This is a genomic window from Halomonas bluephagenesis, from assembly GCF_054790765.1.
In genome coordinates this window covers 3,661,209-3,684,724 of sequence record NZ_CP133631.1, presented here as the reverse complement: position 1 = coordinate 3,684,724, position 23,516 = coordinate 3,661,209, and the positions used below count along the sequence as shown (strand labels likewise).

Here is a 23,516-nt window from a genome sequence, read left to right as displayed (position 1 = left end):
GCCATGTTTATTGGTCTGTTTGATGCCCTCAAACGTGCCGGTGTGCCCGTTTCTCTGCGCGAATTACTTGATCTTCACGCCGTGGTCGAACGTGGCGTCGTATTTGCCGATATGGAAGCGTTTTATCAAGTGGCGCGTACTGTCATGGTCAAAGACGAGCGCTACTTTGACCGCTTTGATCGCGCCTTTGCTGCCTGGTTTAAAGGCCTGGAAGACATGGATTCGGCAATTGAGGCACTCATTCCGGATGAATGGCTGCGACGCGAATTTGAAAAACAGCTCAGCGACGAAGAGAAAGCCAAAATTGAATCCCTGGGTGGTCTTGAAGAGCTGATCGAGACGTTTAAAAAGCGCCTGGAAGAGCAAAAAGAGCGCCATGCGGGGGGCAATAAGTGGATTGGCACGGGTGGCACCAGCCCTTTTGGAGCGTATGGTTACAACCCTGAAGGCATACGTATTGGCCAAGATGGCTCGCGCCATCGACGCGCCACAAAGGTATGGGACGAGCGGCGTTTTCGCGATTACGATGACTCGCTTGAACTGGGCACCCGCAATATCAAAATGGCCTTGCGGCGGCTGCGCAAATTTGCTCGCCAAGGGGCATTGGACGAGTTTGATGTAGACAGCACTATCCGCGAAACCGCACGGGACGCGGGGCTGCTTAATATCCAAATGCGTCCAGAACGTCATAATGCGGTTAAAGTGCTGCTGTTTTTAGACGTCGGTGGGTCGATGGATGATCATATTCGTGTCTGCGAAGAGTTATTCTCAGCGGCACGTTCCGAATTCAAGCATTTAGAACATTATTACTTCCACAACTGCCTCTACGAAGGGGTTTGGCGCAATAACATGCGGCGCCGTAACGAACGCATCCCAACCATGGATGTGTTGCACACTTACGGGGCAGACTATCAGGTGGTGATTGTCGGTGATGCCGCCATGTCGCCTTACGAAGTCACTCACTCAGGTGGCAGCGTGGAACACTTCAATGATGAACCCGGTGGCGTGTGGCTAAAACGCTTGGCTGATACGTTTCCACGCTTGGCGTGGTTAAACCCCATGCCACCCCGTGCCTGGGAGTACACCTATTCGACCCAGTTAATTCGTGACGTTATCGATGACCGTATGTATCCCATGACCATGGAAGGACTGGAAACAGCGATGCGCGAGTTAGCTAAGTAGCAATTTATCGGAAGGGACAGTATTACTATCTCATCTGAAATTTTAATTAAAAAAGCGGCGCGTTCGATGGAACGCGCCGCTTTTTGCAAACCTAATCGACTAACTATTCTCACTAGGCCATGCGTGACAGCACATCATGGTTGGTCAATTTACGGTGCAAAATTGCCATCACTACATGGCCTACAATCAGCGCCAGCAATGTCCAACCAAGTTCACCATGCAGCAAACCGCCAAGCTCTGTCATCCAGGCAATTTTTTCACCATCAAAGCCTGGCATTAGGTTGAACCCGAATACATCCAGCGCACGGCCTGAACCGTACTGGCGAATCAGTGCAATCGTGGGTACTGCGATCATCAAACCATACAGTGCCAAGTGCCCCAGCTTTGCCATCACACTAACCGAGGGCGGGCGGCGAGGTGCGTTCATTAGCGCCCAGGCACCTCGCATGACAACAAGCACCAGGAGCACCACGCCCACTTGGCTGTGAGTACCCCATAAAAAAGACTCAAGCGGAGTGTCCTCAAAAAACACACGCGCCGCAGCACTGCTGAATTGCCATACAAATAGTAGTGCCATTCCCCAGTGTAACGCCTTACTGACGACACCATAGCGGGTGGTAGTATCCATTATTGCTAGCGCCATACGCTTTTCCCTTTAATTAAAGATAAAACTTGCCTCTATTTTACCCAGGAAAACAGACAACATCATGACATCAGCGTGCAAGTTCGTTGCATAAAATGGAACGCTTCGTTGTTTTTTAGCCTACAGCGTGGCAGGAAAGTTGTTCAAACCTGACAAAAAAGCCTCTTTGGCCTCATTAAATGCAGGGGGGTCATGCTTAAATCGGCGTAGTATTAACGCCTCATCAAGACTCAAGGTGGGCGTCAGGTCATTACTATGCTTAGCAGGATGTCGGGCGCCTAAACCAATGCGCTGCCCCTGTGCACCATCAAACCAGCGCTTAAACCCGCACTGCTGATAGAACGCTTCTTGGGTGGCATCATTTACCTCAACGCGCAGCGGGGCCTTAAGACTTAACTCGCTAATTAGACGCGCTTTAGCACCATCAACAAACTCGCAAGCGTGAGTTACCGTCATCCCCTCGCCAGCCTCATCCAACACCAGCAATGCTAGCGCCAGGGGTTTACCATCGCCATCGACACCCGCTAACAAACGGGCTGCCTCTTGGTCAAACAACACATTTTTAGTGCCAGTAAAAATTACCAATGGCGTTAACCCAGCTTGCTGACCGTATACCTTGGCACACAAGGTTGCCAAACACGCATTACGCGGGGCGCTCTGACTAATATGAACTACCTTCATTACGCTCTCTCATGAGAATTTAAAATCACATCAACAACGGAAAAACTTTAAAAGTTCGCCAGCCTAGAGCAAAGCTTTCGCTAGCACCACCCTCTGCTCCCAAAGGAACTACACTCTAGTGGCAGAGTCGCACTAAGCGCGACTCGCTTATTTGTCGCTAAGGAGAGCCAATGCCACAGTATATCGACGATCCCACGTTACCCAAGCCAAGTTTCCCAGGCAGCCACATGGTGATCGATGATCACTATGTGTTTATTTCAGGGCTGACCGTTACTGATCTTTCTAACGGCAAAGCCACCCGTGGAGATGTCAAAGAAGAAACTCGCCTCGTCATGCGCGAACTTGAACGCATGCTAGAGCAAGAAGGTGGCAGCCTAGCGGATATTGTACGGGTAGACATCCACCTTGCTGACTTAAGGCAGATCAATGCATTAGACAGTATCTACGCGGAGTTTTTTGAACCTGGACGCTACCCAGCACGCACCTGTACAGAGTCACCAAATATTTGCGGGGGTAGCACCGTCGAAATCACCTTGATGGCAAAGCGTCCACCGCAAGAATAATCCTCAAGCATTCTGGGCGCTTAATGCGCCCTTACCATTGCCAAGATGGCCTCAATATCCAAGTGCGCTTCCAGCGTATCAGCCAGTCGCTCCAGCGCTTGCTCACGATGGGCGCGATAATCGACGGGTGTCGCACTTTCTAGGCCTAACTGAGTAAGCAGCGCTTGGCAGGCATCGGGGTGATCAAACAACCCATGCAGATAAGTCCCCATCACTTGGCCATCGATGCTGATAGCCCCATCCACGTGGCTACCTAAATCAAACAGCGGCCGATTGAGTGCAGCCCCGCTACTCACACCATTGTGAATTTCGTAACCCGTCACTGCCGCCTCTTGCCCTACCATGGTGCCACTGACATTACGCAACTGTTTGCCCGATACCATACGCGTGGCCATCTGCAATAGCCTCAAGCCTGCTACCTTTCCTGGCGCGCCTTCCAGGCCGTCTGGGTCATCAACCCACTCGCCCAGCATTTGAAAACCACCGCAAATTCCCAGTACCTTTCCGCCGTAGCGCAGATGACGGACTATGGCGTCTCTCCAGCCCTGGCGTGTTAGCCATGCCAAATCGCTGGCGGTGCTTTTACTACCGGGCAATATAATCACATCAGCAGGTGGAATCGGTTGGTCTGGCCCTACAAAGGTTAGCGATACCTGGGGGTGTAAGCGCAGCGGGTCAAAATCCGTATGATTGCTGATACGAGGCAGCGCGGGAACAATGACCTTCAGGGTGTGATTGGCTTTTTCAGCGTGAACTAGGCCAATGCTATCTTCAGCGTCCAGCAGCAGGCCTTGCAGGTAAGGCAAGGTTCCCAGTACCGGCTTTCCGGTACGGGCCTCTAACCATTCAAGGCCTGGTTCAAGCAAGGCAATATCACCCCGGAAGCGATTAACAATAAATCCTTTCGTGCGTGCCTGTTCGCTGTCGCTTACTAGTGCCAGCGTGCCTACAAGCTGAGCAAACACACCGCCACGGTCAATATCACCCACTAACAATACCGGGCAGTCGGCAGCTTCGGCAAAGCCCATATTGGCGATATCGCCTTTACGCAGATTGATTTCCGCCGGGCTACCCGCACCTTCAGCAATGATCACATCAAAGCGGTTTTCCAAGGCCTGCCACGCTGCCATGACGCTCTCTTTCGCCGTGTGCTTGAACGCATGGTAATCCAGTGCATCCATATGGCCATGCACCTTGCCGCGCAAAATCACCTGGGCACCACGATCAGTTTCCGGCTTTAACAGCACCGGGTTCATATCACTATGGGGAACCACCCCTGCCGCCTGAGCTTGTAGCGCAGTGGAGCGGCCAATTTCACCGCCGTCGCTGGTGACCGCACTATTGAGTGCCATGTTTTGCGGTTTAAATGGCGCGACTGAGATACCACGGCGCTTTAACACGCGGCAAAGCCCGGCACCCACCGTGCTTTTTCCCGCATCCGAGGTGGTGCCCTGAATCATCAATGTGGTCATAGTCTGCCAATCACCAAGCGTAAGTGTAATTTACCATCGCAGCGGAATCGCTTGGAGCATTAGCATCATGGCCTGGTTCAAGCGTATGCAAGAGATTAAATTGCCACAAGCTGCTGTCGCTAGTAGGGAATGTGTACCCCAGTTCGATATCCAGTTGACGTCCTGAAGGCTCAAGCGAGGCACTGCGAGTCTCGCGTACGACGCTACCATCTAAGCGACGTCCTACTGGTACATCGAAGAGTGCATTTGCACTTGCGATTCGTAGTGGCTGGCGGAGGGTAAATGCAGCGCGTTCATCAGCACGCTGACCGCTCCCAGACCACTGTAAGCCCAGCGCCATTTGCTGCGCCCTTATATCATCGATACGGGTCAACAGCCCGCTGCCGACAGCGTTGCCTCGCCCCTGTTCAAACTCTGCAAAACCACTAAAGCCATTATTGAATGCTGCCTGTAAGCCAACGCCTGCAAACGCCATTTGGTTTTGCTCGCCCACCCCCAAGGCCCCGCTGCCACTGGCCCCCAACAGGCCTTGCTGCTCATCTAATTGGCCTACATAACCACTAACACTAAGGGCGGGTGACACCTGAAGTGCCAGTCCTACGTCTGAACGGTTTGCACGGTAGTCGCTGTGACTTTCCGTGCTGTTTACACCACCGACCCAGTGGGAGGCCGTCAAGCTTAGCTGCTCGCCCAGCGGATAACGGGTTTTTACACCATTGACTGACTCAAATGCCTGGGTCAATTCAGACCCTGCTTGAAAGGAGATCATCGGCATCATGGCCGACTCCATATAGCCACTCATGGGGTCAGGCTGGTCACCAGCAAAGCTAAATGCGCTCAACTGTACGTCACCAAAAGTACCGTCGAAACGACTACCCAAGACATCACCCATACTGTTATTGCTAGACGTAAAACGGTAATTCCCCTGCTCGATGGATTGCGTCTGTTTCGCATAGGCAGATGCCTGAGACAGCTGCTCCATTTGATCACGGAGCTGTATAGCACGCCGTGTGCGCGGCTGAGCATGCAAACCAAGGTTGAGTTGGTAATCTCGCCCGAGCGTATCGAATACCGCTACATTATCAAGCACACCAGACGCCGCTACCGCATTGCCATAAGCACCAGACAGCTGCATAAACGAACCATCCGCCGACTCGCCGCCTTCCGATATACGCTGGCTTTGGCTTACCACCAGCTCACCTTCTGGTGCTAGTGCCGCATCGATATCTGCTTCGCCCTGGCCTAGATAAAAAGCACCGCAATTCAAGGTGCCTGTTTCGCCACAACTATTATGCCGGAATAGCTCATTATCCTGTCGAGCGGTATCCAACAGTCGCTGGCTTGCTTCTCGGGCCGTCAGGTGAGGCCATTGAGCAACAATTCCCGCCGCGTACTCGGAGACACGCGCTGCAGAAATAGAAGTACCTTGAGCACCTTTCTGACGATTGGCATATTCAGCGCCTAACGTGCGCTCTTGTAGGCGATTATCGTCACCAGGATAGCTACTGAGTGGATGAATCGAGCCATCTTCTGTCGTACCTACCGCAATGAGCATCATGCGATACAAATCGGGGTACCGATCATAAATAGCGTTGCCCTTGGTATCGATAGCGCTTCCACTGTTGCCAGCGCTAACCACATAAACAGCCCCTTTACCATCGTTGGCATTTACCACGCGTTGAAAAGACGCGGCAGATGACACGCCATTAAATGAAAGCCGAGGGTCGCTGGCCTCCAAGCGACGGGAGAAACTTGCGTTTATAACTCGCGCGCCCCTTGCTGCAGCTTCACCAATGGCATAATCAAGAGCGTTGTTTAAGGTAGCACCCTGGCTATCTTCTACTTTGAGCAGATCAAGGCGAGAGTTTCCCAACGTGCCCCCAGTAATCGTCGATGCCACCGCATTACCGTGCCATTCATCAACACCGCTGACATTTGTCGTGTTGGTATAGATATCTAAGCTATCTATTACTCGCTCAGCGTTGGTAATAGTGGCGATATCAAAAGCGCTGTCAGCCACTGCAACACGAACCAGCCCAGGCTCGAGAGGGGCAGGACTTGCACGAGATGGCGAACCGCCTGAAGCGTGCTGGCCACCGCCACCGCCGCTTGAGCTACATCCTGATAAAGACAGCCCAATCGCTATCCCCACTGTCAGGAAGAGAGGCCGCTGTTTAGGCATCATGGCCACCTTTTATATCAATATGAGGCTTTACGTACATGCCCCCTACAGGCGGTATACGAAAAGAGAAACTGCGTAGGCATTTAATACTGAGAGAACTCCGTACGCAAGGGATGGGGTTTCCAGCAGACAAGCATGCTAATTTCCGCTAGGGTAGCGCCTCACGCTGCCAAACGAATTCGTATTAGATGCAAGAATTACTCAATAATATTGTCGCCGAACTAGCCCTTGAAACCGAACGAGGCAAAGTGGCCGACTACATTCCCCAGCTTGCCCATGTGGACCCCAGCCAATTCGCTATCAGTTTGGCCACGGTAGACGGCCAACGATTCTCTGCGGGCTGCGCCACCACGCCGTTCTCAATCCAGAGCATTTCCAAAGTTTTCACGCTAACCATTGCGCTGGGAAAATGGGGTGACGGATTGTGGTCGAGGGTCGGGCGAGAGCCTTCTGGCGACCCGTTCAATTCAATTGTGCAGCTTGAGCACGAAAGCGGTAAACCGCGCAATCCGTTTATTAATGCCGGGGCGATTGCAATTGTTGACGCCATCATGATGGGTCACGAGCCTAAAGAGACACTTGCGGAAATTCTTAGCTTTGTGCGCTACATCGCCGACGATAACAGTATCTGTTTTGATCATCAGGTAGCGGCTTCCGAAATGCAGCACAAAGATCGCAACGCATCGCTGGCTCATTTTATGAAAGCCTTTGGCCGCCTGCGTCATGATGTCGACAAGGTGCTCGGCACCTACTTTCACCAGTGCGCGATTGCCATGAGCTGCGACCAACTTGCTCACGCCGGGCTGTTTTTGGCATCGGACGGTGTCAATCAACCGAGCGATTTACGCGTGGTATCGCCACAGCGAGCACGGCGGATTAATTCACTGATGATGATGTGCGGCCACTACGATGCGTCGGGGGAGTTCGCTTTCCGCGTCGGCTTACCTGGCAAAAGCGGCGTAGGCGGAGGAATTTTAGCTATTGCTCCTGGGCGTGGTTCGCTTGCCGTATGGTCACCGGGGCTGGATAAATACGGCAATAGCCTACTGGGTACACGTGCGCTGGAAATGTTTGTCCAGGACACTGGCTGGTCGGTATTTGGACACTAATTCAGGGTTAATGCGGCTCAAGCAAGGGGGAGTGCTGAGCCGCTTCCCACGCTTGCACCTGCTGCTTTGTTTCAATCCCCCAGCGATAGCCACCTAGCGCACCGCTTTGTTGGATTACCCGATGGCAAGGAATCCACAGTGCAATGGGGTTAGCACCCACCGCATTTCCGACTGCTCGAGATGATTTCGGCATGCCAAGTGCCTGGGCAATTTGCGAGTAGCTCGCCAACTGCCCTTCAGGAATAGTGAGCAGCGCGCGCCATACAGCAATCTGGAAATTAGTACCACTCACGTGGAGCGATAGCGTGGCAGGGGTCGCTTTTGTGGTCGTTTCTGCAGATGTTGTAAACAGTGCCTCTACCGCATAACGGGTGGCATCAGGGCGATGGCATAGCGTACTGCGTGGCCACTGTTTTACGAGTTCTGCCAGCAACGCTTCCTGGCTGGTAGATGCCACAAAGGCCATCCGACAAATTCCTCTCGGCGTCATCGCCACCAATATCTCGCCGAAAGGTGTAGGGTGCACGCCATAGGCAATCTCAACCCCCTCCCCTTGGCGCTTAAATTCACCCGGCGTGACCGCTTCTAGCTGCACAAAGTGATCATAAAGCCGCGAGCCACCGCTTAGTCCTAGCGCATGCACGGTGTTGGTAAGACTTTCTGACGATGCGATCAGTTGTTTGCCCCGCTCCAAGGTCAGCGCCTGTAAAAAACGCTTAGGACTGATACCCGCATAACGACAAAACAGCCGCTGGAAATGGTAAGCACTCAAATGCACCTGCGCCGCCACTGTTTCCAAACTTGGCTGGCTGGCGGCATTGGCCACCATATAGGCCATCGCTTTTTCGATACGGGCATAGTCATTCATAAAGACGTTCTCATCGGAGCTAAACGAGGAAAAGCACAGAGCCGAAACATAAGGTTCATAACACAGAACAAGCGTAACCACCCCATGTCACTAGGCCTACCCGAATCTTGCGCAATATCGTGGCATCTCAATTTTGTTCAATACACCTTTTACGCGTCATTCCAAACTCTTGGCTCTATTCAGGAGAATGACAATGAGCGTTTCACTACTGTTACCGATGTCTGCATTTGCCCTTGCCGCATCTATTTCCCCAGGCCCAGTCAACCTTATTTGCCTGAGTAGCGGCACCCACTACCCTATCGCCAAAGGGCTTATCTTCGTCACGGGTGCGACATTAGGGTTTCTGGCCCTTTTCCTGGCGATTGGAGCAGGGCTTTATTCACTGCTAAACGTAGTGCCATTACTGGAAGAAGTACTACGCTGGGCAGGGCTGCTTTTCTTACTTTACTTAAGCTACCAACTTTTCCAACATGATGGCTCGGTTCATGGCCAGGGCACAGACAAACCACCAGGTTTTATGACCGGCGCGATGATGCAGTGGCTAAATCCTAAGGCGTGGTTGGCGTCTGCCGCTGGCATCGGGGCTTACACCAGCAGTAGTGACCCCTATCAGCTATGGCTGTTCGCAGCTCTCTATCTACCCATTTGTTGGTTGTCACTGGCAAGCTGGGTTTATGCAGGCGCTTTTCTTAGACGCTATATTCACCGTCCGTTCGTTCTGCTTACCATTAACCGCACGCTGGCTGCTGGCCTAGCTGCCAGCGCTATTTTCCTGCTGTTTGAGTAGCGGATAGCGATACTGGTTGGGTGTTCCCGCCACTAACCGCTTAAATGTTCTCTGGAAGTGGGGTTGGTCGTTAAAGCCGGCTAATAAAGCCGCATTAACGATCGACTCCCCCTGCCTAAGCGCCCGCTGGCCAAGCTGAACACGGCGATTAATCAGATAAGCATGAGGGGTAAGCCCATAGTGCTGCTTAAACGCACGGATAAGATGACCAGCGCTATAGCCGGTTAACTGACATAGCGTTTCCAATGACACATCAAAAGCCGCATTCACGTCACAATAGGCAGCCGCAGCCTGCAAGCCATCCGGCGGCTGCGGCCTAGAGACGGTTGTCTCGTGCGCTAATGCCAGCATCAATGCGGTAAGAAACCCGGTAACCGACGCGTGCTTCATAGAGAGAGTGCATTGCTTATCCAATAAACAAGCCGCCATTTCACAATAGTGGGCATACAGCGCTGGCTGTGAGACCACCGCCGTATCAATATCACTCCAGGTTGGGGAACCAAGCGTGCCTATTTGATAGCGTAAATCCGCTAGCCATTGTGCATCCACATAGAGCATCAAATATGCCCAAGGTTCGTTCTCGATGGGGTTACAGGCATGCACCCAGTCAGGGTTCATCATAACCAAGTCACCGGCGCTAATCGGGTAAGTCGATTCCCGATAGAAAAACGTACTGCTGCCTGACGTAATAGCCCCTACCGACCAGTGAACATGGCTATGAGGGGCGTAGCACACTTGCCTCGCATCACTGATTTTACGCAGTTCGACATAAGGCAGCCGTGAGTCGCGCCAAAAAACAGGCGGCGACCCAACACGTGGAGACCCAGCCTGTAGAGACCCAGCCTGTAGAGACTTAGCATGTAAAGACTTAGCACTTGGAGACTTATGGCTCATCTTCTGCTCGCATCATCAAAAAATAGCGAATAGCCTGATGGCTTGGCCTACGCTAGACAATAGCACAACGCACGCACAGTATGGGCCGCCAGACAAGCTCTATATAAGCCAGATTGCGTAGGAATTCGCAATGCCATAAACGTCAGGAGGACACCATGGCCAATCGAATGAATAACCCAGATCATCGTGATGTGATTACCCTTTTCGCCCGAATGGGCTACGCTTCTCGCGGCATCGTTTATGTATTAGTGGGAGGCCTAGCCACCCTGGCAGCCTTTGAACAAGGCGGCCAAACGGAAGGCAGCCGCGGTGCTCTAGCAAGAGTGTTAACTGCTCCCTTTGGTAAAATCATGCTAGGTCTTATTGCTGTCGGTTTGGTCGGCTACGCTATGTGGCGCACAATCCAAGCTGTCAAAGACACCGACCATCATGGTAATGGTGCTAAAAGCTTAACTATTCGCGCAGGTTTATTAGCGAGTGCCATTACGCATATTCTTCTGGCATTTTTTGCCGCAACGCTCATCTTCCAATTTGCAGGCTCTTCTGGGGATTCCAGCGGCGGCTCGCAAGGCGTAGCAGGTTGGCTGATGCAGCAGCCTTTCGGGCGATGGTTAGTTGGCGGGGTTGGTTTAATTTTGATAGGTGTTGGTATTGCCCATGCAATCAAAGGCTACAAAGCAAAATTCGATAAACACTTTGCGATGCCACCACAAACTCAACAATGGGCCTACCCCATCTGTCGATTCGGCTTAGTGATTCGCGGTCTCGTCTTCGTGATCGTGGGCAGCTTTTTTATCATCGCAGCCTACCAAATTAACCCTAATCAAGCAGGTGGTATGGGAGAAGTGTTCAGCACGCTGCGAAGCCAACCTTTCGGTCAGTGGTTGCTTGCCTTTGTCGCACTTGGACTCTTTGCGTTTGGTCTCTACAGCCTTTTAGCGGCCGTCTATCGTCGCATTAATACTGAAATGTAGAGACATAAGATGCTTTCAACAACACGGACTAAACAGTGGTTTGAGCGTATTAATGGTTCGAAAAACATGCTGTGGTTACTCGGCACCCTGTCTTTTTTAGAAACCATTATTTTGCCAATTCCCATTGAGCTGGTGTTGATCCCGCTCATGGCGATTAACCAGCAGCGCATTTGGGCAATGGCCACCGCGACGACCCTTGGCTGCCTGATAGCTTCCATTGTGGGCTATACCGTCGGCATGGTGCTGTACCAATCTATAGGCACATGGTTTATCGAATTTATGGGTATGGAGCAGAGTTATCAGTCGTTCCAAACATTCTTCGAGCAGTACGGTTTTGCAGCGATTTTGGCTATTGGCATACTGCCGATCCCGTTTCAGGTGGCCATGATTACCGCTGGGCTTTCCGGCTATCCGATTATGTTATTTGTGCTGGCTGCCCTGCTAGCCCGTGGGCTTCGCTATTTCGGCCTTGCTTGGCTGGGACACCGCTTTGGCAACCGCGTAGAACTTATGTGGAAGCGTCACGCGCTTAAAACCAGCCTCGCGCTAGGTATGGTGGTACTGGTGGTGGTCGTCGGATTACAGTCGCTGGCTGGGTTAGTAATATCGCGTTAATCGCTAAACCGTAGGCCTTCTTCATCCCTCAACTGCCAGACTAGGCCTTATCGCTATTATCCAGCGGTAATGTGCCGTACTCTTTCACCGGCTGAATAGCAAAGTTGCTGCGAATATCGCTCACTCCAGGTAAGCGCAGCAACGTCCCCGTTAAAAACGCCTCGTACGCAGCCAAGCTAGGCACTACCACCTGTAGCAGAAAATCCGATTCACCAGATACCAAATGCGCAGTGACCACTTCCGGCAGTTTAACCACGGCTTCTCGAAAGGCATTAGCTTGCTCTTCATGGTGGCGTTCTACCTTAATGCCCACAAACACCGTTAACTCCAGCCCGACGCTTCGACGATCAAGCTCCGCGTGTTAGCCACGAATAATGCCGCTTGCTTCCAAGCGTCGCACTCGGCGTAAACAGGGAGACGGCGACAAATTTACTTTCTCTGCGAGCTCCACATTGGTTAAGCGAGCATCCCCCTGTAGCAACGCAAGAATGCGTCGATCGATAGCATCTAACTGACCAACTGGCATAAGTAAGCATTTCTCCACTCTTATTTGGCACAAAATACCAATAACTGATGTTCCATGAGCGCAAATGGCAAGAAATCACTCATCAGTTTAACGGTACCATGCCCTTTATGAAGTCACTACGTGCAATTTTGAGGGAGCGGCCATGGAAATCGGTCTTTTTATTAGTGCATTAGCCATTGTTTACCTGATTCCAGGCCCAGATATGCTGTTGGTGCTACATACCAGCAGTACGCTGGGCCGTGGGCATGGATTAGCCACAGCGCTAGGGTTAGCCATCGCCCGAGGGCTGCATGTGGCGTTAGCCGGTTTGGGCCTGGCCGCCCTATTTGTCGCCGCTCCGTGGCTTTTTGATGCTGTTCGTTATCTCGGTGCTGCCTACTTGATTTGGGTGGGCGTACAGCTGATTCGTACTAAACGGAGCACCGATACTAACCACCCGCAAGCATCGCTCACCGGTAGCTATTACCTAGCCTGGAGACGGGGTCTTTTAACGAACCTGCTGAACCCGAAATCGCTGCTGTTTTGTTCGGTGTTATTACCCCAGTTCGTTCACACCCAACAGGGTGACGTTGCGCTCCAATTTACTCTATTGGGGGCTGTGCTAGTGGGCGTGGGGCTTGTGTACGATGCGCTATATGCCTGCTTGGGAGCGCGGATGCAACGCTGGTTTGCCAGCCATCAAAAAAGGCAAACCCTGCAACGCTGGGTATTTGGAACACTCATTATTGGCTTTGCCCTAAGGTTAGCCTCTTAAACTTAATCAGCAAAAAGCCTGCCTAGGCTGCGTTGATAGTTTAAATACCATAATCTCGTTCGACTTTGGCAATGCGCGTCTTAAAGTGCTGGTACCACTGCTGATGGCCTAGTCGCTGAGCTTCCTGATGCTCAGCGTGGGCTTTCCACGCTTTTATTGAGGCCAAATCAGCCCAGTATGACACCGTCACTCCCACCTCATTTCGGGCAGACTCTACCCCCAAGAATCCCGGCTGCTGTGCTGCAAGTTCAACCATTCTTGTCGCCATTGCGTCATAGCCATTATCGATCTCGGTGCGTTGTGAGGTAAAAATAACCGCGTAGTAAGGCGGCTCGGGCGTATTAGCAATACTAGGCATAGCAGCACCACCTTGATTCGTATTGGTTACGGCATCAGTCATTTACAAAAACCTATTACAAAGAAGCACTACACAGAGCTATTACACAGAGCTATTACACAGAGCTATTACACAGAGCTATTGCACATAATAACCACTGACTCGCCACTCTCCATTTTCCAAATGAGGCGTTACGGTTTCGATCCCTCTCGTTTTATTTTCAAATCGAGTATGGAAGATAAAAACCATGTAGTCGCCATCCGGCGCACCGGGCATAGATTGATAATGGGAGACTTGCACTCGCTGACGTGATTCTACCGGGCCAAACTCATGGCGTGCTAATTCAATAATACGTCTGAGCATTCTAGGCGATAGCGGCGTTTTGAGTAGCGGCGATGAGGCTTCCCAGGCTTGTTCAACCTCACCATTATCAATTGATTCTAGCCACGCCAGCGCCGCTGCCTCTGCTGTCTGAACAGAGGCCTGAGCATAGGTGGTCAGGCTAAGCAGTATCGCGGCGAGAAGAAAAGCAGGTGATTTTGACATGGCAGACTCTTGTGGCGGTTTGGTATTTTCATACCTCTTACGTAATTATCGGATAATGACAGGACTTCTTTAACAGCAATATTTTCCCCGCTTCTAAAACCTTCTCAGCTCGTTTACTATGCGCCACCCAATATTTCAGCGCCCACCATTAGGCTACCATGTCCGCCAACGCACTCTATACCGACCTATCTGGCTACTACGATTTGATGTGTGTCGATATCGACTATCAAGCGCAAAGCAACGCCATTCATCGGCTCCATCAGATCTTCGGCAACGGCGGGCATACGCACCTTGATTTAGCCTGTGGCACGGGCCCTCATGTTCGCCATTTTATTGATTTCGGTTATCTCAGCAGTGGTCTTGATATTAACCAACCCATGCTGGATATCGCCGCCATACGTTGCCCAGAAGCGCTCTTTTCGCTGCAAGACATGAGTGCATTCGAAGCCAGCGAGCCCCTCGATTTGATCACCTGCTTTCTGTACTCGATCCACTACAACGATGGGATTGAAAAGCTAAAAGGGTGTATTTCCAGAGCCCATCGCACGCTAAAACAGGGCGGCGTTTTCTATTTTAACGCGGTGGATAAAAACAAAATCAATAACGATTTATGGGTTAAACACAGTGCCAAACAAGAAGACAGTGTCTTCACATTCCGCTCGGGTTGGCACTACGCTGGGCACGGCGAAAAGCAATCGCTTAGACTAAGTATTGAAAAAACCATCGCAGACGCCACGCAGATATGGAACGATGAGCATCCGATGGTAGCGGTCAGCTTTACGGAATTAACCGACCTACTGGCGCCTTATTTTGAGGTGCATGTATTTGAGCACAACTACCAGACCATCACCCCTTGGGATAACCTGTCGGGCAATGCGATTTTCGTCTGTGTGAAGCGTTAGCGTCGATAAGGCAGAGAGGCTTATGTTGCCTCTCTTGCCGTTACCGTGTGACATAAAGCGAGGTGTAAAGCGCTGAACTTGAACTTAAGACTCAGACCCTGCGTCGTTCGAGCCAGGCCGTAGCTGGCGTTGAATACCGAGCAAGAAATTACGCAGCATTTGATCTTTACACTCACGGTAATTCTTATGACTTGGCTTACGGAAGAAAGCGCTGAGCTCATGATGACTTAGCGGTAAGCCCACCAGTTCAAACACTGCCAAGATATCGTCTGCTTTCAGATTCAGCGCAATTCGCAGCTTCTGGAACACCATATTATTGTTTAATTGCGCTTCAGGCGCAGGCTGTGGGCCTTCACGCTTTCCACGTTTAAAGCTGATAAAACCATTCAGAAACGCCGCCAGCTCTCTATTTTTCATCGACACAAAAGCGTCATCTTCATCCTTTTTCAGCCAAGCAGTGACCTGCGCTTGGCTCACGCTGACGTCAGCTAGTGAGAAGATATCCACGATGGTGCTGTCTTTTAAATCAAAGGTGTAGCGAATGCGGCGAAAAATATCATTATTCGTCAAAATAGGGTTCCTAGTTGGTCGTTAGCGTTTCAAGCAACTGGTCGATTTCTGCTTTCAGCTCGTCATCTTCAATGCCATCAGCGCTGGCTTTCGCATGTTGCAATCTTTCGATAGCGTCATCCGTCTGACCTAACTGTACTTGCAACGTTGCCATGGAAAAACCAATAGAGGCCATGTGGTCTTTCGAGTGCTTAGCAATGGCTTTATCAAGCGCCTTTTGGTAAATCGGCAGCGCATCCTCTAGCTCTTCGGTAAAGTCAGCCAAGGTTTCCCACTGCTCTGGGTGGTCTTTATCAGTGTTCTCGTTATCGGTGCAAATCGCCTGCAACTCGGCATAGAGCGGAGCAAACGCCTCTCTGTCATCTTTAGCCGCGGCTTTCATTAGCCGTTCCGCCAGCTCATAAACCGCTTTATATATTTTGGTGTTAATCATTACCAACCACCTTCCTTTCATTAAAACAAACAACAAAAATTACCCAACAGGCCGACTTATCGACGTAATTTCGATAAAAAACTATAAAAGCCAACCCGATAGATAAAAGTCACGGTAGCGGCTTTCCACCATAATCACACTATTATAGCCTTTGATAGCGCACCATCGGGTGATCATTTTACAGCTTTCGTAATCAGCTAGGTGGCTTTTCATATCTGGCCGAAAATGACCGCTTTTAGGCCGACCAATGTATCGTTGGCTGAAATAGGAATAGCTAATCTGTAGCCTCACTTCAACACGATGAGATTAGCCATGACCCAGTCTAAAACCGCACTGCTATTAATCGACGTTCAAGCCTCCTTCCCCTCCCGCGATTACTGGCTAGAATCTCTGGCGCAAGCATGGCGCCCCAAACAGCGTGCGTTGTTAAATGCAGCGCAAGCAAGCGATATACCGGTTGTGCGCATTTTGCATGAAGAACCAGGCAGTCAAGGACCTTTTGATCCTGCTGTTGGCCTAATTCGCCCGCTTGATGGTTTTGACGATAAAACGGCGGTGACATTTCATAAACGTGTTCATAATGCGTTCAGCGATACGGAGCTTGAAAGCTGGTTACGCGAACGAGATATTACTCAGCTTGCAATTAGCGGTATTCGCACGGAGCAATGCTGCGAAACAACCGCACGGGTGGCGTCAGATTTGGGGTTTAGTGTCGATTTTGTCAGCGATGCAACCCTAACGTTTCCCATGACGCGCAACGGCATCACCTGGTCAGCAGATGATATTAAGGCACGTACCGAACTGGTACTTGAAGACCGTTTTGCGCGTATTATCAGTACACAAGACTTGATCAACGAATGGCAAAACACGTGTGAATGAAGAGCAACATAATAGCCAACCGCCCTCTCACAGAGCCAACACCTTGCGGATTGCGGTATTGATGATGCCTGGCCAAGTGCCGCTTGACTTGGTCGGGCCCCTACAGGTCTTGCAGTGTGCCGACCGGCTGTCAATAGATGTTGAGATTTGCTATGTCGGCCCCAACGCCGCTATGCCATGGTTAGGCCCTCTGACGCTTAGCGGCATTGACCCGTTACCGGAACAGCTTACCCCTCAACACCTACTGCTAATTCCAGGTCAGTATCGCAATAGCGTGGAGCCATTGGCGCAGCAAGAGTGTGTTAGTTGGCTTAAGGCAAACGCATGCTATGCGGACACATTGATGACGGTTTGCTCCGGTACGCTGTTACTGGCTGACGCAGGCTTGTTGGAGGGGCGACGTTGCACCACGCATCACACGTTAATCGAACAGTTACAGGCCAAAGCGCCAAAGGCTAAGGTGCAAAGCGATTGTATTTTTATTGAAGATGGCCGCTATTTAACCAGCGCTGGGATTTCAACCGGTATAGATACCATGCTGTACTGGCTCACCCGCGTTTGTGGCCACTCGCTGGCCCTGGCAGTTGCCCGAGAAATGGTGCTGTATCTTCGCCGCAGCGGCCAGGAACCACAGCTGGGTGCTTGGCTTGAAGGCCGAAATCATGTGGATGAACGACTGCATCGCGTTCAAGATGCAATATGTGCCGCCCCCTCGCAAACCTGGCGTATTGAAACATTAGCGACCCAAGCAGCCATGAGTGAGCGCCATTTTCGGCGCCAGTTCAAAAGTCTCACCGGTATGCTGGTAGGCGAATACATTATGGGGTTGCGCTTGCAACGCGCTAAAACATTAATGACCGAGACGACATGGACCCTAGCAAGGGTTGCCGAAGCATCCGGCTTCGGTGATGAACGGCAACTAAGGCGTATCTGGGCTCGCCACGAGAAAGTACCACCGAGTGTATGGCGCCGGGCCAGTTCTCAAAAGCTGCTGGATTGAGACAATACGAGCTACCATTAGGAAAACATATCGCAGGTTGACCCCATGACCGATCTTATCCTGCCAAGCAACGCTAACTATCTCAATTTTCGGCATCGCCTACCTGATAAGCGTTTAGCCCCGTGGGTACAGTGCTTTTGGTCAATGGGTGGCTCAGGGGATGTTACTGAACCCAGAACCGAAAAATTCTATCCCGATGCCGGCGCTAGTCTCAGTATCAAACTTGCTAGTTCTCACCCCATCATCACGCTCTGTTTTAACAGGCGCACATTAATAGAAACACTCGACGCCTACACTCCCTGCCTGGGGATTCGCTTTAAAGCAGCAGGCGTTCACTGCCTGTTGGGCTTGCTACCCGAAGCATTCACAGATAAACCTCAGCGCTTAGGTGACGAACTTGAAACACATGGGTTGCAAGGGTTAATGCCCGTGGTAGAGCACCTCTATCATTTGGATTCACAACAGGGTTTACGCCTGCTAGAAACATGGTTGTTACATCGGCTCGAGAGCCAGCCACCCGCCAGTAGTCGTATCACCACGATGGTTCAAGCCATTGGAAAACTACAGCTTCCACCCCAACAGTTAGGCGCCGCGCTAGGATTTACCAGACGTACCCTGGAGCGCAAATTAAAACGCGAGGTGGGCGTTACTCCAGGCCAATTAGTCGCCTATGCCCGACTAAACCGTGCCCGCCACGGGCTGCTTGAAACCACACTGTCCCTAGCGGAAATAGCGCTGCAATGCGGTTACTATGACCAGGCTCACTTCACCCACGCCTTCCAATCTCTCGCCTATGAAACACCCGCCGCCTATCGCAAGCGCAAACTGTCGCAAATTTACAAGGCGTAAAAAAACCTCGACGTTAAGCTGAGTTCTCAACTTACTCACCGAGGTCACTCACATGTCTACTCGTCTATCTCAGCAGTCGGTGTACCGCCTTGTCCCACGCCTAGCGAAACACCTGACTGCATTGGGCAACCTTGCTGTAGATTCAACACTTGATCGCACCATCGTTCACTTAGTCAACCTGCGTGTTTCGCAAATTAATCACTGCTGCTTTTGCCAGCATATGCATTCCCAAGAAGCCAGAGACGATGGTGAGCATCAGGTTCGCCTAGACGTATTGCCTGCCTGGCGGGAAGCACCCTGCTTTAGCACACAAGAACGCGCCGCACTCGCATGGGCCGAAGCACTCACACTCATCAGCCAACAGCCCTCTATCAGCGACGACACTTATCAAAACGCATTAACTGCCTTTGGTGAGCAGGGGCTAATTGACCTACCTGCCATTATTGTTCAAATCAACAGCTGGAATCGGATATCGGTGGGCTTTCAGTTTTCACCCGACATCAGTATCTAAGCTATCTTAGACACTTGAAACTAAAATTTCAGATGGGTAAATGAAATGAACAGTGTGACGAAACAACGTCAACAGCTACCTAATATTCTGGGTCTCTTATCCAGTTTATGTTTTTTCTTTGGCAGTCTTTTATTCCTACCGTCCGGCGCTTTCTATGCAACCGTAGGCGTATGGTGTTTTGTGATGGGTTCACTGATCATGTTTATTATTTACGCAATGAGTATTAAAAATACGGGTAAAAAGCACGTCTAGTTGAGCCAATACTCGAATTGCTATAGCCGCTAGGGGTTTAGCTACCTAGCGGCTTATAAAAGGCCATGTGACGAGCCCCCCCTATGCATGGCTTACTATCACTAGCACTTTCAGTTCTCAGTATTCGGCATAACCATCAAATACTTGCCACGTGCACATTATTTGCTTGCCATACGCTGTTATGGGTCATTCTAGTTAATAAATCTCGGATTAACTATTCTTGCAATCCTTATAGACATACTTTTATATTGTGATAATCCGCATTTAACTAATGATAATTAACAATAAGTAAAGATGTTACGCATTTAAAAAGGAAATGAAGGGAGACAGGGAGTGAGTAAAAAAATTGTAGTAGTAGGTGATATAGGCACCGATCACGATGGCTTTCCACCAACACCCGTCACCTCCGGCTCGCCGGATGTATTGGTGGACGGCAAACCTGTTGCACGGGTTGGCGACCCTTTGGAACCCCACGCTAAGCCCAAGCACCCTCCTCACCCGCGCACTATTGCCAGTGGCTCAAGCACCGTATTTATCAACGGCAGGCCCGCCGCCCTCACCGGCAGTTCAATCGATTGTGGTGGCGTCACTATAGGCAGTGGCAGTGTCATCATCGGCGATGATCGAAAGGCAGCGGCTGCACCAAACAATCCCGTGCTTCCCCGTACTGCCCGGCAGCCGGGAACCAGCGCACTGCACAATGGCCAGAAAAGCTTGACCAGTACGGGAGCCCCTTCCCAGGCGATGGCGGAAGAAGAAAGCTCACCCAAAACCCTTCGCCTTGGGGTGTTTTTCGATGGTACGGGCAACCATATGCAGAACGATCTACGGCTAACAGATCGGGATATTACCAATGTGGCTCGATTGTACGACCTTTACCGTGACCTAGGCTCTGGAGGAACCGAGCAAAGAATATATGTTGAAGGCCCAGGCACCGTGGACGGTGAAGAGACCGATGACGGCTTTGATGCCCCAGAAGATAAATGGGGGCTGGCATTGGGAATAGGAGCCACGGGAGGGCATGCAAGAATCGAGATGGCTCTGACAGATGTACGGACTATTGTTCAGCGTGAAGCAGCTTCCGACGTGATTATTGATGTATTTGGCTTTAGCCGTGGCGCTGCCCTGGCCAGGCATTTCGTCAATCTTATCAATTCCTGGCCTGCGACCATCCAGGTACCTCAACTTAACTGGTGGCGGCGCCCGGTCATAGAGTTTCGGGAAGTGGCTGCTTTTCCTCAAGGCGTTAACGCTCGCGTTGGGTTTGTCGGGCTGTTTGATACGGTGGGCAGTTTTTACTTTCCTGGTAACGAGCAGAACCTTGATTTCAACCTGCATCTGGGTGCCCATAGCGCCGAGCAGGTTGTTCATCTAACCGCCTTTCATGAAATTCGCACAAACTTTCCACTGTCAAAAATAAGCGGGGGTAACGGCCTGCCCGGCAACTTTATAGAAGAAGTCTTGCCGGGCGTACATTCCGACGTGGGTGGGGGCTATGAGAACCCTGAAACCGACTTCCAGAACTACGAGCGATTTGAAGTAAGACGGTATCAAGGGCATGGCCATAACCCTCGAACCCTCCGGTCTGCTCAGCAGAAGATTGCGGAACTTAACGCCGCAGACCCACGCAATATTCAACCTCGGGTTGAAGGCTCCGATGTAATCGCCGAGGAGCGACGCCCTACCCGCAAAGAGCTGTCTTACTATTCTTTACATAAAATGTACGACCACGCAGTTAATGCAGGCGTACCTTTTAGGCCCATGAATGACTCTTATAATATACCCAATAAGTTGCTAGAGGCCCTTGATCAGTGGCAAGTCAATGGCGGCGGCCTAGCTTACGCACGTGATTACCTTTATGACTATATTCATACCTCTCACCGCGATGGACCTATTACCAGTTTTGAGTCTATTGCCCATAGGCCAGAGCCGAATCGAGTACGGCGCGTTTTCCTAAGCAATACCCAGCGTGCAGCACAGCCCAGGAGCATAATAAACAATGACGACTAACCCTTCGATGCTTCGAGCTTTACTAGCCGCCCTGTGCCTAACCTTAACTACCGCCTGTTCCAGCGAACCCAATAAATATGATTTTGGCATTTCAGTCGCTGGTGGCCCTATCGGCTGGCCCATCTGGGTGGAAAAGCTAACATTTGATAATGTCTGGAGTGTACCGGCAGGCATTAAAGAAGGCGGTTTTGACCACGATCCACCGGGGGGGGGGCTCGTGGGGCTATTCGCGCCAACGGCGGTGCCAGGCTCAGTACAAGCTCGCTGGTTTTCGCACAGAACCCAAACGTTTTACCAGATTGACCTAGCGCTTCCAGAAGAATTTAGTGACCGTGTTGATGAGTGGTACCAAAAATACCCTGAACCCAAATATCGGCACTACTTCATTGTAGGTTTTTCCGGAAAAGGCGAAGCCCTTGTGTGGTGGGAAGCCTTCTGTTCATTATGCGATTATGATCGCAGTGAGGATTTCAGCACCCCCATCGTTGAAAATGCGCAAGCGAACGTAGTGGAAGGCGACCCAAGTCGATAACGAAGCCAAACCGAACAATTTATCAACGAGGGACTCTTTCCCAGCCCTGGTGAGTAATGACAGCTAAACCTTCGATGCTTCGAGCTTTACTAGCCGCCCTGTGCCTAACCTTAACTACCGCCTGTTCCAGCGAACCCAATAAATATGATTTTGTTGTTTCAGTGGCTGGAGGCCCTACCGGTTGGCCCATCTGGGTGGAAAAGCTAACATTTGATAATGTCTGGAGTGTACCGGCAGGCATTAAAGAAGGCGGGTTTGACCACGACCCACCGGGGGGGGGCTCGTAGGGCTATTCGCGCCAACGGCGGTGCCAAGCTCGGTACAAGCCCGCTGGTTTTCACACAGAACCCAGACCTTTTACCAGCTTGACCTTTCTCTTCCAGAAAATTTTAGTGACCGTGTTGATGAATGGTACCAAAAATACCCCGAACCCAAATATAACCACTACTTCATTGTAGGTTTTTCCGGAAAAGGCGAAGCTCTTGTGTGGTGGCGGGCAAGATGCATGGATTGTGGCTATGATCGCAGTGAGGATTTTAGCACCCCCATTGTTGAAAATGCGCAAACGAACGTAGTGGAAGGCGACCCAAGTCGATACCGGAGCCAAACCGAGCAATTTATTAACGAGGGGCTCTTTCCCAGCCCTGGTGAGTAATGACAGCTAAAACTTCAATGCTTCGAGCCTTGCTTGTGGCCCTGTGCCTAACATTGACCACCGCAGGTTGCTTGAAACCACACTCCCCCTAGCGGAAATAGCACTGCAATGCGGCTTATAAAAGGCCATGTGACGAGCCCCCTATACATGGCTCGCTAACACTTCCAGTTCTCAGTATTCGGCATAACCATCAAATACTTGCCGCGTGCATAGCATTGCTTTGTAATGCATACCATTGCTGCAGCGCTAACCGGTACAACCTCACTGAGCAGCCATGGAACTCAAGGGTATCGAACTCAGAAAACCCAGCTTTCGCTGCGACCTTAAGCGACGCACCATTCTCAGGTTCAATAAGAACGACCACGGAAGTGAGTTGCTTTTGACTAAAGGCAACGCTGAGTACCGCTTGCACTGCTTCAGTCGCCAAGCCCATGCCCCAGTATTGTTTAGCCAACCGATAACCTAGCCCGATTTCTTCCACACCATTAACCTCTTCGGGGCTAACACCGCAAAAGCCAACAAGCTTATCAGATCCCTTCTCAACCAAAGCCCACGGCCCAATACGGTGAGACGCATAGCACTCCAAACACCAGTCGATAAATCGCCGCGTTGCAGCTTCGTCGCAAACGCCTCGGATCGAGTGCTTCATGACGTCAGGATCACTGAGGATCTTGGTCAATTCAGGCACATCATTTAAGGTCAACGTTCGTATAACCAGACGCTCCGTTTCACAAATTTGCACCATTTCCTCCTTGTGCACGATGCTCAAAGCCGCTGCTTACGCAAAGGA

General features: G+C 51.1%; 29 protein-coding genes and 1 pseudogene. 17 read left to right on the top strand and 13 right to left on the bottom strand.

Annotated features, from left to right (window positions below; genetic code table 11):
- Positions 1-3 precede the first annotated feature (3 nt).
- Positions 4-1,182, top strand: coding sequence for a vWA domain-containing protein (locus tag REH51_RS16735; protein ID WP_009723564.1), 1,179 nt, complete (start codon positions 4-6; stop codon positions 1,180-1,182).
- A 112-nt stretch (positions 1,183-1,294) separates the two neighbouring features.
- On the opposite strand, the gene REH51_RS16730 is transcribed toward REH51_RS16735, so the two are convergent.
- Positions 1,295-1,825 carry a cytochrome b gene (locus REH51_RS16730; RefSeq protein WP_009723565.1) on the bottom strand — a complete coding sequence of 177 codons (531 nt, stop codon included), beginning with the start codon at positions 1,823-1,825 and terminating at the stop codon, positions 1,295-1,297.
- 120 nt (positions 1,826-1,945) lie between these two features.
- Positions 1,946-2,506 carry a hypothetical protein gene (locus REH51_RS16725; RefSeq protein ID WP_498936388.1) on the bottom strand — a complete coding sequence of 187 codons (561 nt, stop codon included), beginning with the start codon at positions 2,504-2,506 and terminating at the stop codon, positions 1,946-1,948.
- A 170-nt stretch (positions 2,507-2,676) separates the two neighbouring features.
- Here REH51_RS16725 and REH51_RS16720 point away from each other — a divergent pair, with 170 nt between their 5' ends.
- On the top strand, positions 2,677-3,069 hold the full coding sequence (locus REH51_RS16720; RefSeq protein ID WP_009723567.1) for a RidA family protein: 393 nt from the start codon (positions 2,677-2,679) through the stop codon (positions 3,067-3,069).
- Between the two features lie 20 nt (positions 3,070-3,089).
- Here REH51_RS16720 and REH51_RS16715 read toward each other — a convergent pair whose 3' ends face one another.
- Together REH51_RS16715 and REH51_RS16710 are read right to left on the bottom strand one after the other, a co-directional pair.
- Complete coding sequence (locus tag REH51_RS16715) at positions 3,090-4,541, bottom strand: cobyric acid synthase (RefSeq protein ID WP_498936386.1); 1,452 nt, start codon at positions 4,539-4,541, stop codon at positions 3,090-3,092.
- A 10-nt stretch (positions 4,542-4,551) separates the two neighbouring features.
- Positions 4,552-6,726 carry a S8 family peptidase gene (locus REH51_RS16710; RefSeq protein WP_498936384.1) on the bottom strand — a complete coding sequence of 725 codons (2,175 nt, stop codon included), beginning with the start codon at positions 6,724-6,726 and terminating at the stop codon, positions 4,552-4,554.
- Positions 6,727-6,911: 185 nt separating this feature from the next.
- Here REH51_RS16710 and REH51_RS16705 point away from each other — a divergent pair, with 185 nt between their 5' ends.
- Positions 6,912-7,832, top strand: a complete 921-nt coding sequence (locus REH51_RS16705) for a glutaminase (RefSeq protein WP_009723570.1) — start codon at positions 6,912-6,914, stop codon at positions 7,830-7,832.
- A gap of 7 nt (positions 7,833-7,839) precedes the next feature.
- Here REH51_RS16705 and REH51_RS16700 read toward each other — a convergent pair whose 3' ends face one another.
- Positions 7,840-8,700 (bottom strand): bifunctional transcriptional activator/DNA repair enzyme AdaA, encoded by an 861-nt coding sequence (locus REH51_RS16700; RefSeq protein ID WP_009723571.1) that lies wholly within the window; start codon positions 8,698-8,700, stop codon positions 7,840-7,842.
- A 193-nt stretch (positions 8,701-8,893) separates the two neighbouring features.
- Here REH51_RS16700 and REH51_RS16695 point away from each other — a divergent pair, with 193 nt between their 5' ends.
- Entirely contained in the window at positions 8,894-9,487 is a 594-nt protein-coding gene (locus REH51_RS16695) for a LysE family translocator (protein ID WP_009723572.1), read from the top strand.
- Here REH51_RS16695 and REH51_RS16690 read toward each other — a convergent pair.
- A complete protein-coding gene (locus tag REH51_RS16690) occupies positions 9,452-10,381 on the bottom strand; it encodes an AraC family ligand binding domain-containing protein (protein ID WP_498936382.1) in 930 nt (309 codons plus the stop codon). The genes REH51_RS16695 and REH51_RS16690 overlap by 36 nt on opposite strands.
- A gap of 155 nt (positions 10,382-10,536) precedes the next feature.
- Here REH51_RS16690 and REH51_RS16685 point away from each other — a divergent pair, with 155 nt between their 5' ends.
- Both REH51_RS16685 and REH51_RS16680 read left to right on the top strand, forming a co-directional pair.
- Entirely contained in the window at positions 10,537-11,355 is an 819-nt protein-coding gene (locus tag REH51_RS16685) for a DUF1206 domain-containing protein (protein WP_498936380.1), read from the top strand.
- Between the two features lie 9 nt (positions 11,356-11,364).
- Positions 11,365-11,970 carry a YqaA family protein gene (locus tag REH51_RS16680; RefSeq protein WP_498936379.1) on the top strand — a complete coding sequence of 202 codons (606 nt, stop codon included), beginning with the start codon at positions 11,365-11,367 and terminating at the stop codon, positions 11,968-11,970.
- A 40-nt stretch (positions 11,971-12,010) separates the two neighbouring features.
- Here the strand turns inward: REH51_RS16680 and REH51_RS16675 are convergent, their stop codons facing one another.
- Together REH51_RS16675 and REH51_RS16670 are read right to left on the bottom strand one after the other, a co-directional pair.
- The gene (locus REH51_RS16675; protein WP_498936377.1) at positions 12,011-12,289 is read right to left on the bottom strand and encodes an Lrp/AsnC ligand binding domain-containing protein; all 279 of its coding nucleotides are present in this window, start codon (positions 12,287-12,289) and stop codon (positions 12,011-12,013) included.
- A 42-nt stretch (positions 12,290-12,331) separates the two neighbouring features.
- Positions 12,332-12,496 (bottom strand): Lrp/AsnC family transcriptional regulator, encoded by a 165-nt coding sequence (locus REH51_RS16670; protein WP_498936375.1) that lies wholly within the window; start codon positions 12,494-12,496, stop codon positions 12,332-12,334.
- Between the two features lie 142 nt (positions 12,497-12,638).
- Here REH51_RS16670 and REH51_RS16665 point away from each other — a divergent pair, with 142 nt between their 5' ends.
- Complete coding sequence (locus REH51_RS16665) at positions 12,639-13,250, top strand: LysE family translocator (protein WP_009723577.1); 612 nt, start codon at positions 12,639-12,641, stop codon at positions 13,248-13,250.
- 40 nt (positions 13,251-13,290) lie between these two features.
- On the opposite strand, the gene REH51_RS16660 is transcribed toward REH51_RS16665, so the two are convergent.
- Positions 13,291-13,608: an antibiotic biosynthesis monooxygenase family protein gene (locus REH51_RS16660; RefSeq protein WP_009723578.1), complete on the bottom strand. Its 318-nt coding sequence runs from the start codon at positions 13,606-13,608 to the stop codon at positions 13,291-13,293.
- A gap of 117 nt (positions 13,609-13,725) precedes the next feature.
- Positions 13,726-14,133 (bottom strand): DUF4019 domain-containing protein, encoded by a 408-nt coding sequence (locus tag REH51_RS16655; RefSeq protein ID WP_009723579.1) that lies wholly within the window; start codon positions 14,131-14,133, stop codon positions 13,726-13,728.
- Positions 14,134-14,291: 158 nt separating this feature from the next.
- Between REH51_RS16655 and REH51_RS16650 the strand changes: the two genes are divergently transcribed.
- A complete protein-coding gene (locus REH51_RS16650) occupies positions 14,292-15,035 on the top strand; it encodes a class I SAM-dependent DNA methyltransferase (protein WP_009723580.1) in 744 nt (247 codons plus the stop codon).
- 84 nt (positions 15,036-15,119) lie between these two features.
- Here REH51_RS16650 and REH51_RS16645 read toward each other — a convergent pair whose 3' ends face one another.
- Together REH51_RS16645 and REH51_RS16640 are read right to left on the bottom strand one after the other, a co-directional pair.
- The gene (locus REH51_RS16645; RefSeq protein ID WP_009723581.1) at positions 15,120-15,605 is read right to left on the bottom strand and encodes a YehS family protein; all 486 of its coding nucleotides are present in this window, start codon (positions 15,603-15,605) and stop codon (positions 15,120-15,122) included.
- A 10-nt stretch (positions 15,606-15,615) separates the two neighbouring features.
- Entirely contained in the window at positions 15,616-16,038 is a 423-nt protein-coding gene (locus tag REH51_RS16640; RefSeq protein ID WP_009723582.1) for a hypothetical protein, read from the bottom strand.
- 312 nt (positions 16,039-16,350) lie between these two features.
- Here REH51_RS16640 and REH51_RS16635 point away from each other — a divergent pair, with 312 nt between their 5' ends.
- The 9 genes and pseudogenes from REH51_RS16635 (at position 16,351) to REH51_RS16595 (ending at position 22,726) form a co-directional block, all read left to right on the top strand.
- Positions 16,351-16,917, top strand: a complete 567-nt coding sequence (locus REH51_RS16635; RefSeq protein ID WP_009723584.1) for an isochorismatase family protein — start codon at positions 16,351-16,353, stop codon at positions 16,915-16,917.
- Positions 16,910-17,917: a GlxA family transcriptional regulator gene (locus tag REH51_RS16630; protein WP_009723585.1), complete on the top strand. Its 1,008-nt coding sequence runs from the start codon at positions 16,910-16,912 to the stop codon at positions 17,915-17,917. Before REH51_RS16635 ends, REH51_RS16630 begins: the two co-directional genes overlap by 8 nt.
- A 45-nt stretch (positions 17,918-17,962) precedes the next feature.
- Positions 17,963-18,766 carry a helix-turn-helix transcriptional regulator gene (locus REH51_RS16625; protein WP_234667804.1) on the top strand — a complete coding sequence of 268 codons (804 nt, stop codon included), beginning with the start codon at positions 17,963-17,965 and terminating at the stop codon, positions 18,764-18,766.
- Between the two features lie 52 nt (positions 18,767-18,818).
- Positions 18,819-19,277 carry a carboxymuconolactone decarboxylase family protein gene (locus REH51_RS16620; protein WP_498936373.1) on the top strand — a complete coding sequence of 153 codons (459 nt, stop codon included), beginning with the start codon at positions 18,819-18,821 and terminating at the stop codon, positions 19,275-19,277.
- Between the two features lie 45 nt (positions 19,278-19,322).
- The gene (locus tag REH51_RS16615; RefSeq protein WP_009723589.1) at positions 19,323-19,529 is read left to right on the top strand and encodes a YrhK family protein; all 207 of its coding nucleotides are present in this window, start codon (positions 19,323-19,325) and stop codon (positions 19,527-19,529) included.
- 333 nt (positions 19,530-19,862) lie between these two features.
- Positions 19,863-21,539 carry a type VI secretion system PAAR protein gene (locus REH51_RS16610; RefSeq protein ID WP_009723590.1) on the top strand — a complete coding sequence of 559 codons (1,677 nt, stop codon included), beginning with the start codon at positions 19,863-19,865 and terminating at the stop codon, positions 21,537-21,539.
- Entirely contained in the window at positions 21,529-22,071 is a 543-nt protein-coding gene (locus tag REH51_RS16605; protein ID WP_498936371.1) for a DUF2931 family protein, read from the top strand. Before REH51_RS16610 ends, REH51_RS16605 begins: the two co-directional genes overlap by 11 nt.
- A 307-nt stretch (positions 22,072-22,378) precedes the next feature.
- Positions 22,379-22,537, top strand: a pseudogene (locus REH51_RS16600) (DUF2931 family protein); the annotation flags it as partial.
- 39 nt (positions 22,538-22,576) lie between these two features.
- Complete coding sequence (locus REH51_RS16595) at positions 22,577-22,726, top strand: hypothetical protein (protein WP_009723593.1); 150 nt, start codon at positions 22,577-22,579, stop codon at positions 22,724-22,726.
- A 190-nt stretch (positions 22,727-22,916) separates the two neighbouring features.
- Here REH51_RS16595 and REH51_RS16590 read toward each other — a convergent pair whose 3' ends face one another.
- Entirely contained in the window at positions 22,917-23,471 is a 555-nt protein-coding gene (locus REH51_RS16590; protein WP_009723594.1) for a GNAT family N-acetyltransferase, read from the bottom strand.
- Positions 23,472-23,516 lie beyond the last annotated feature (45 nt).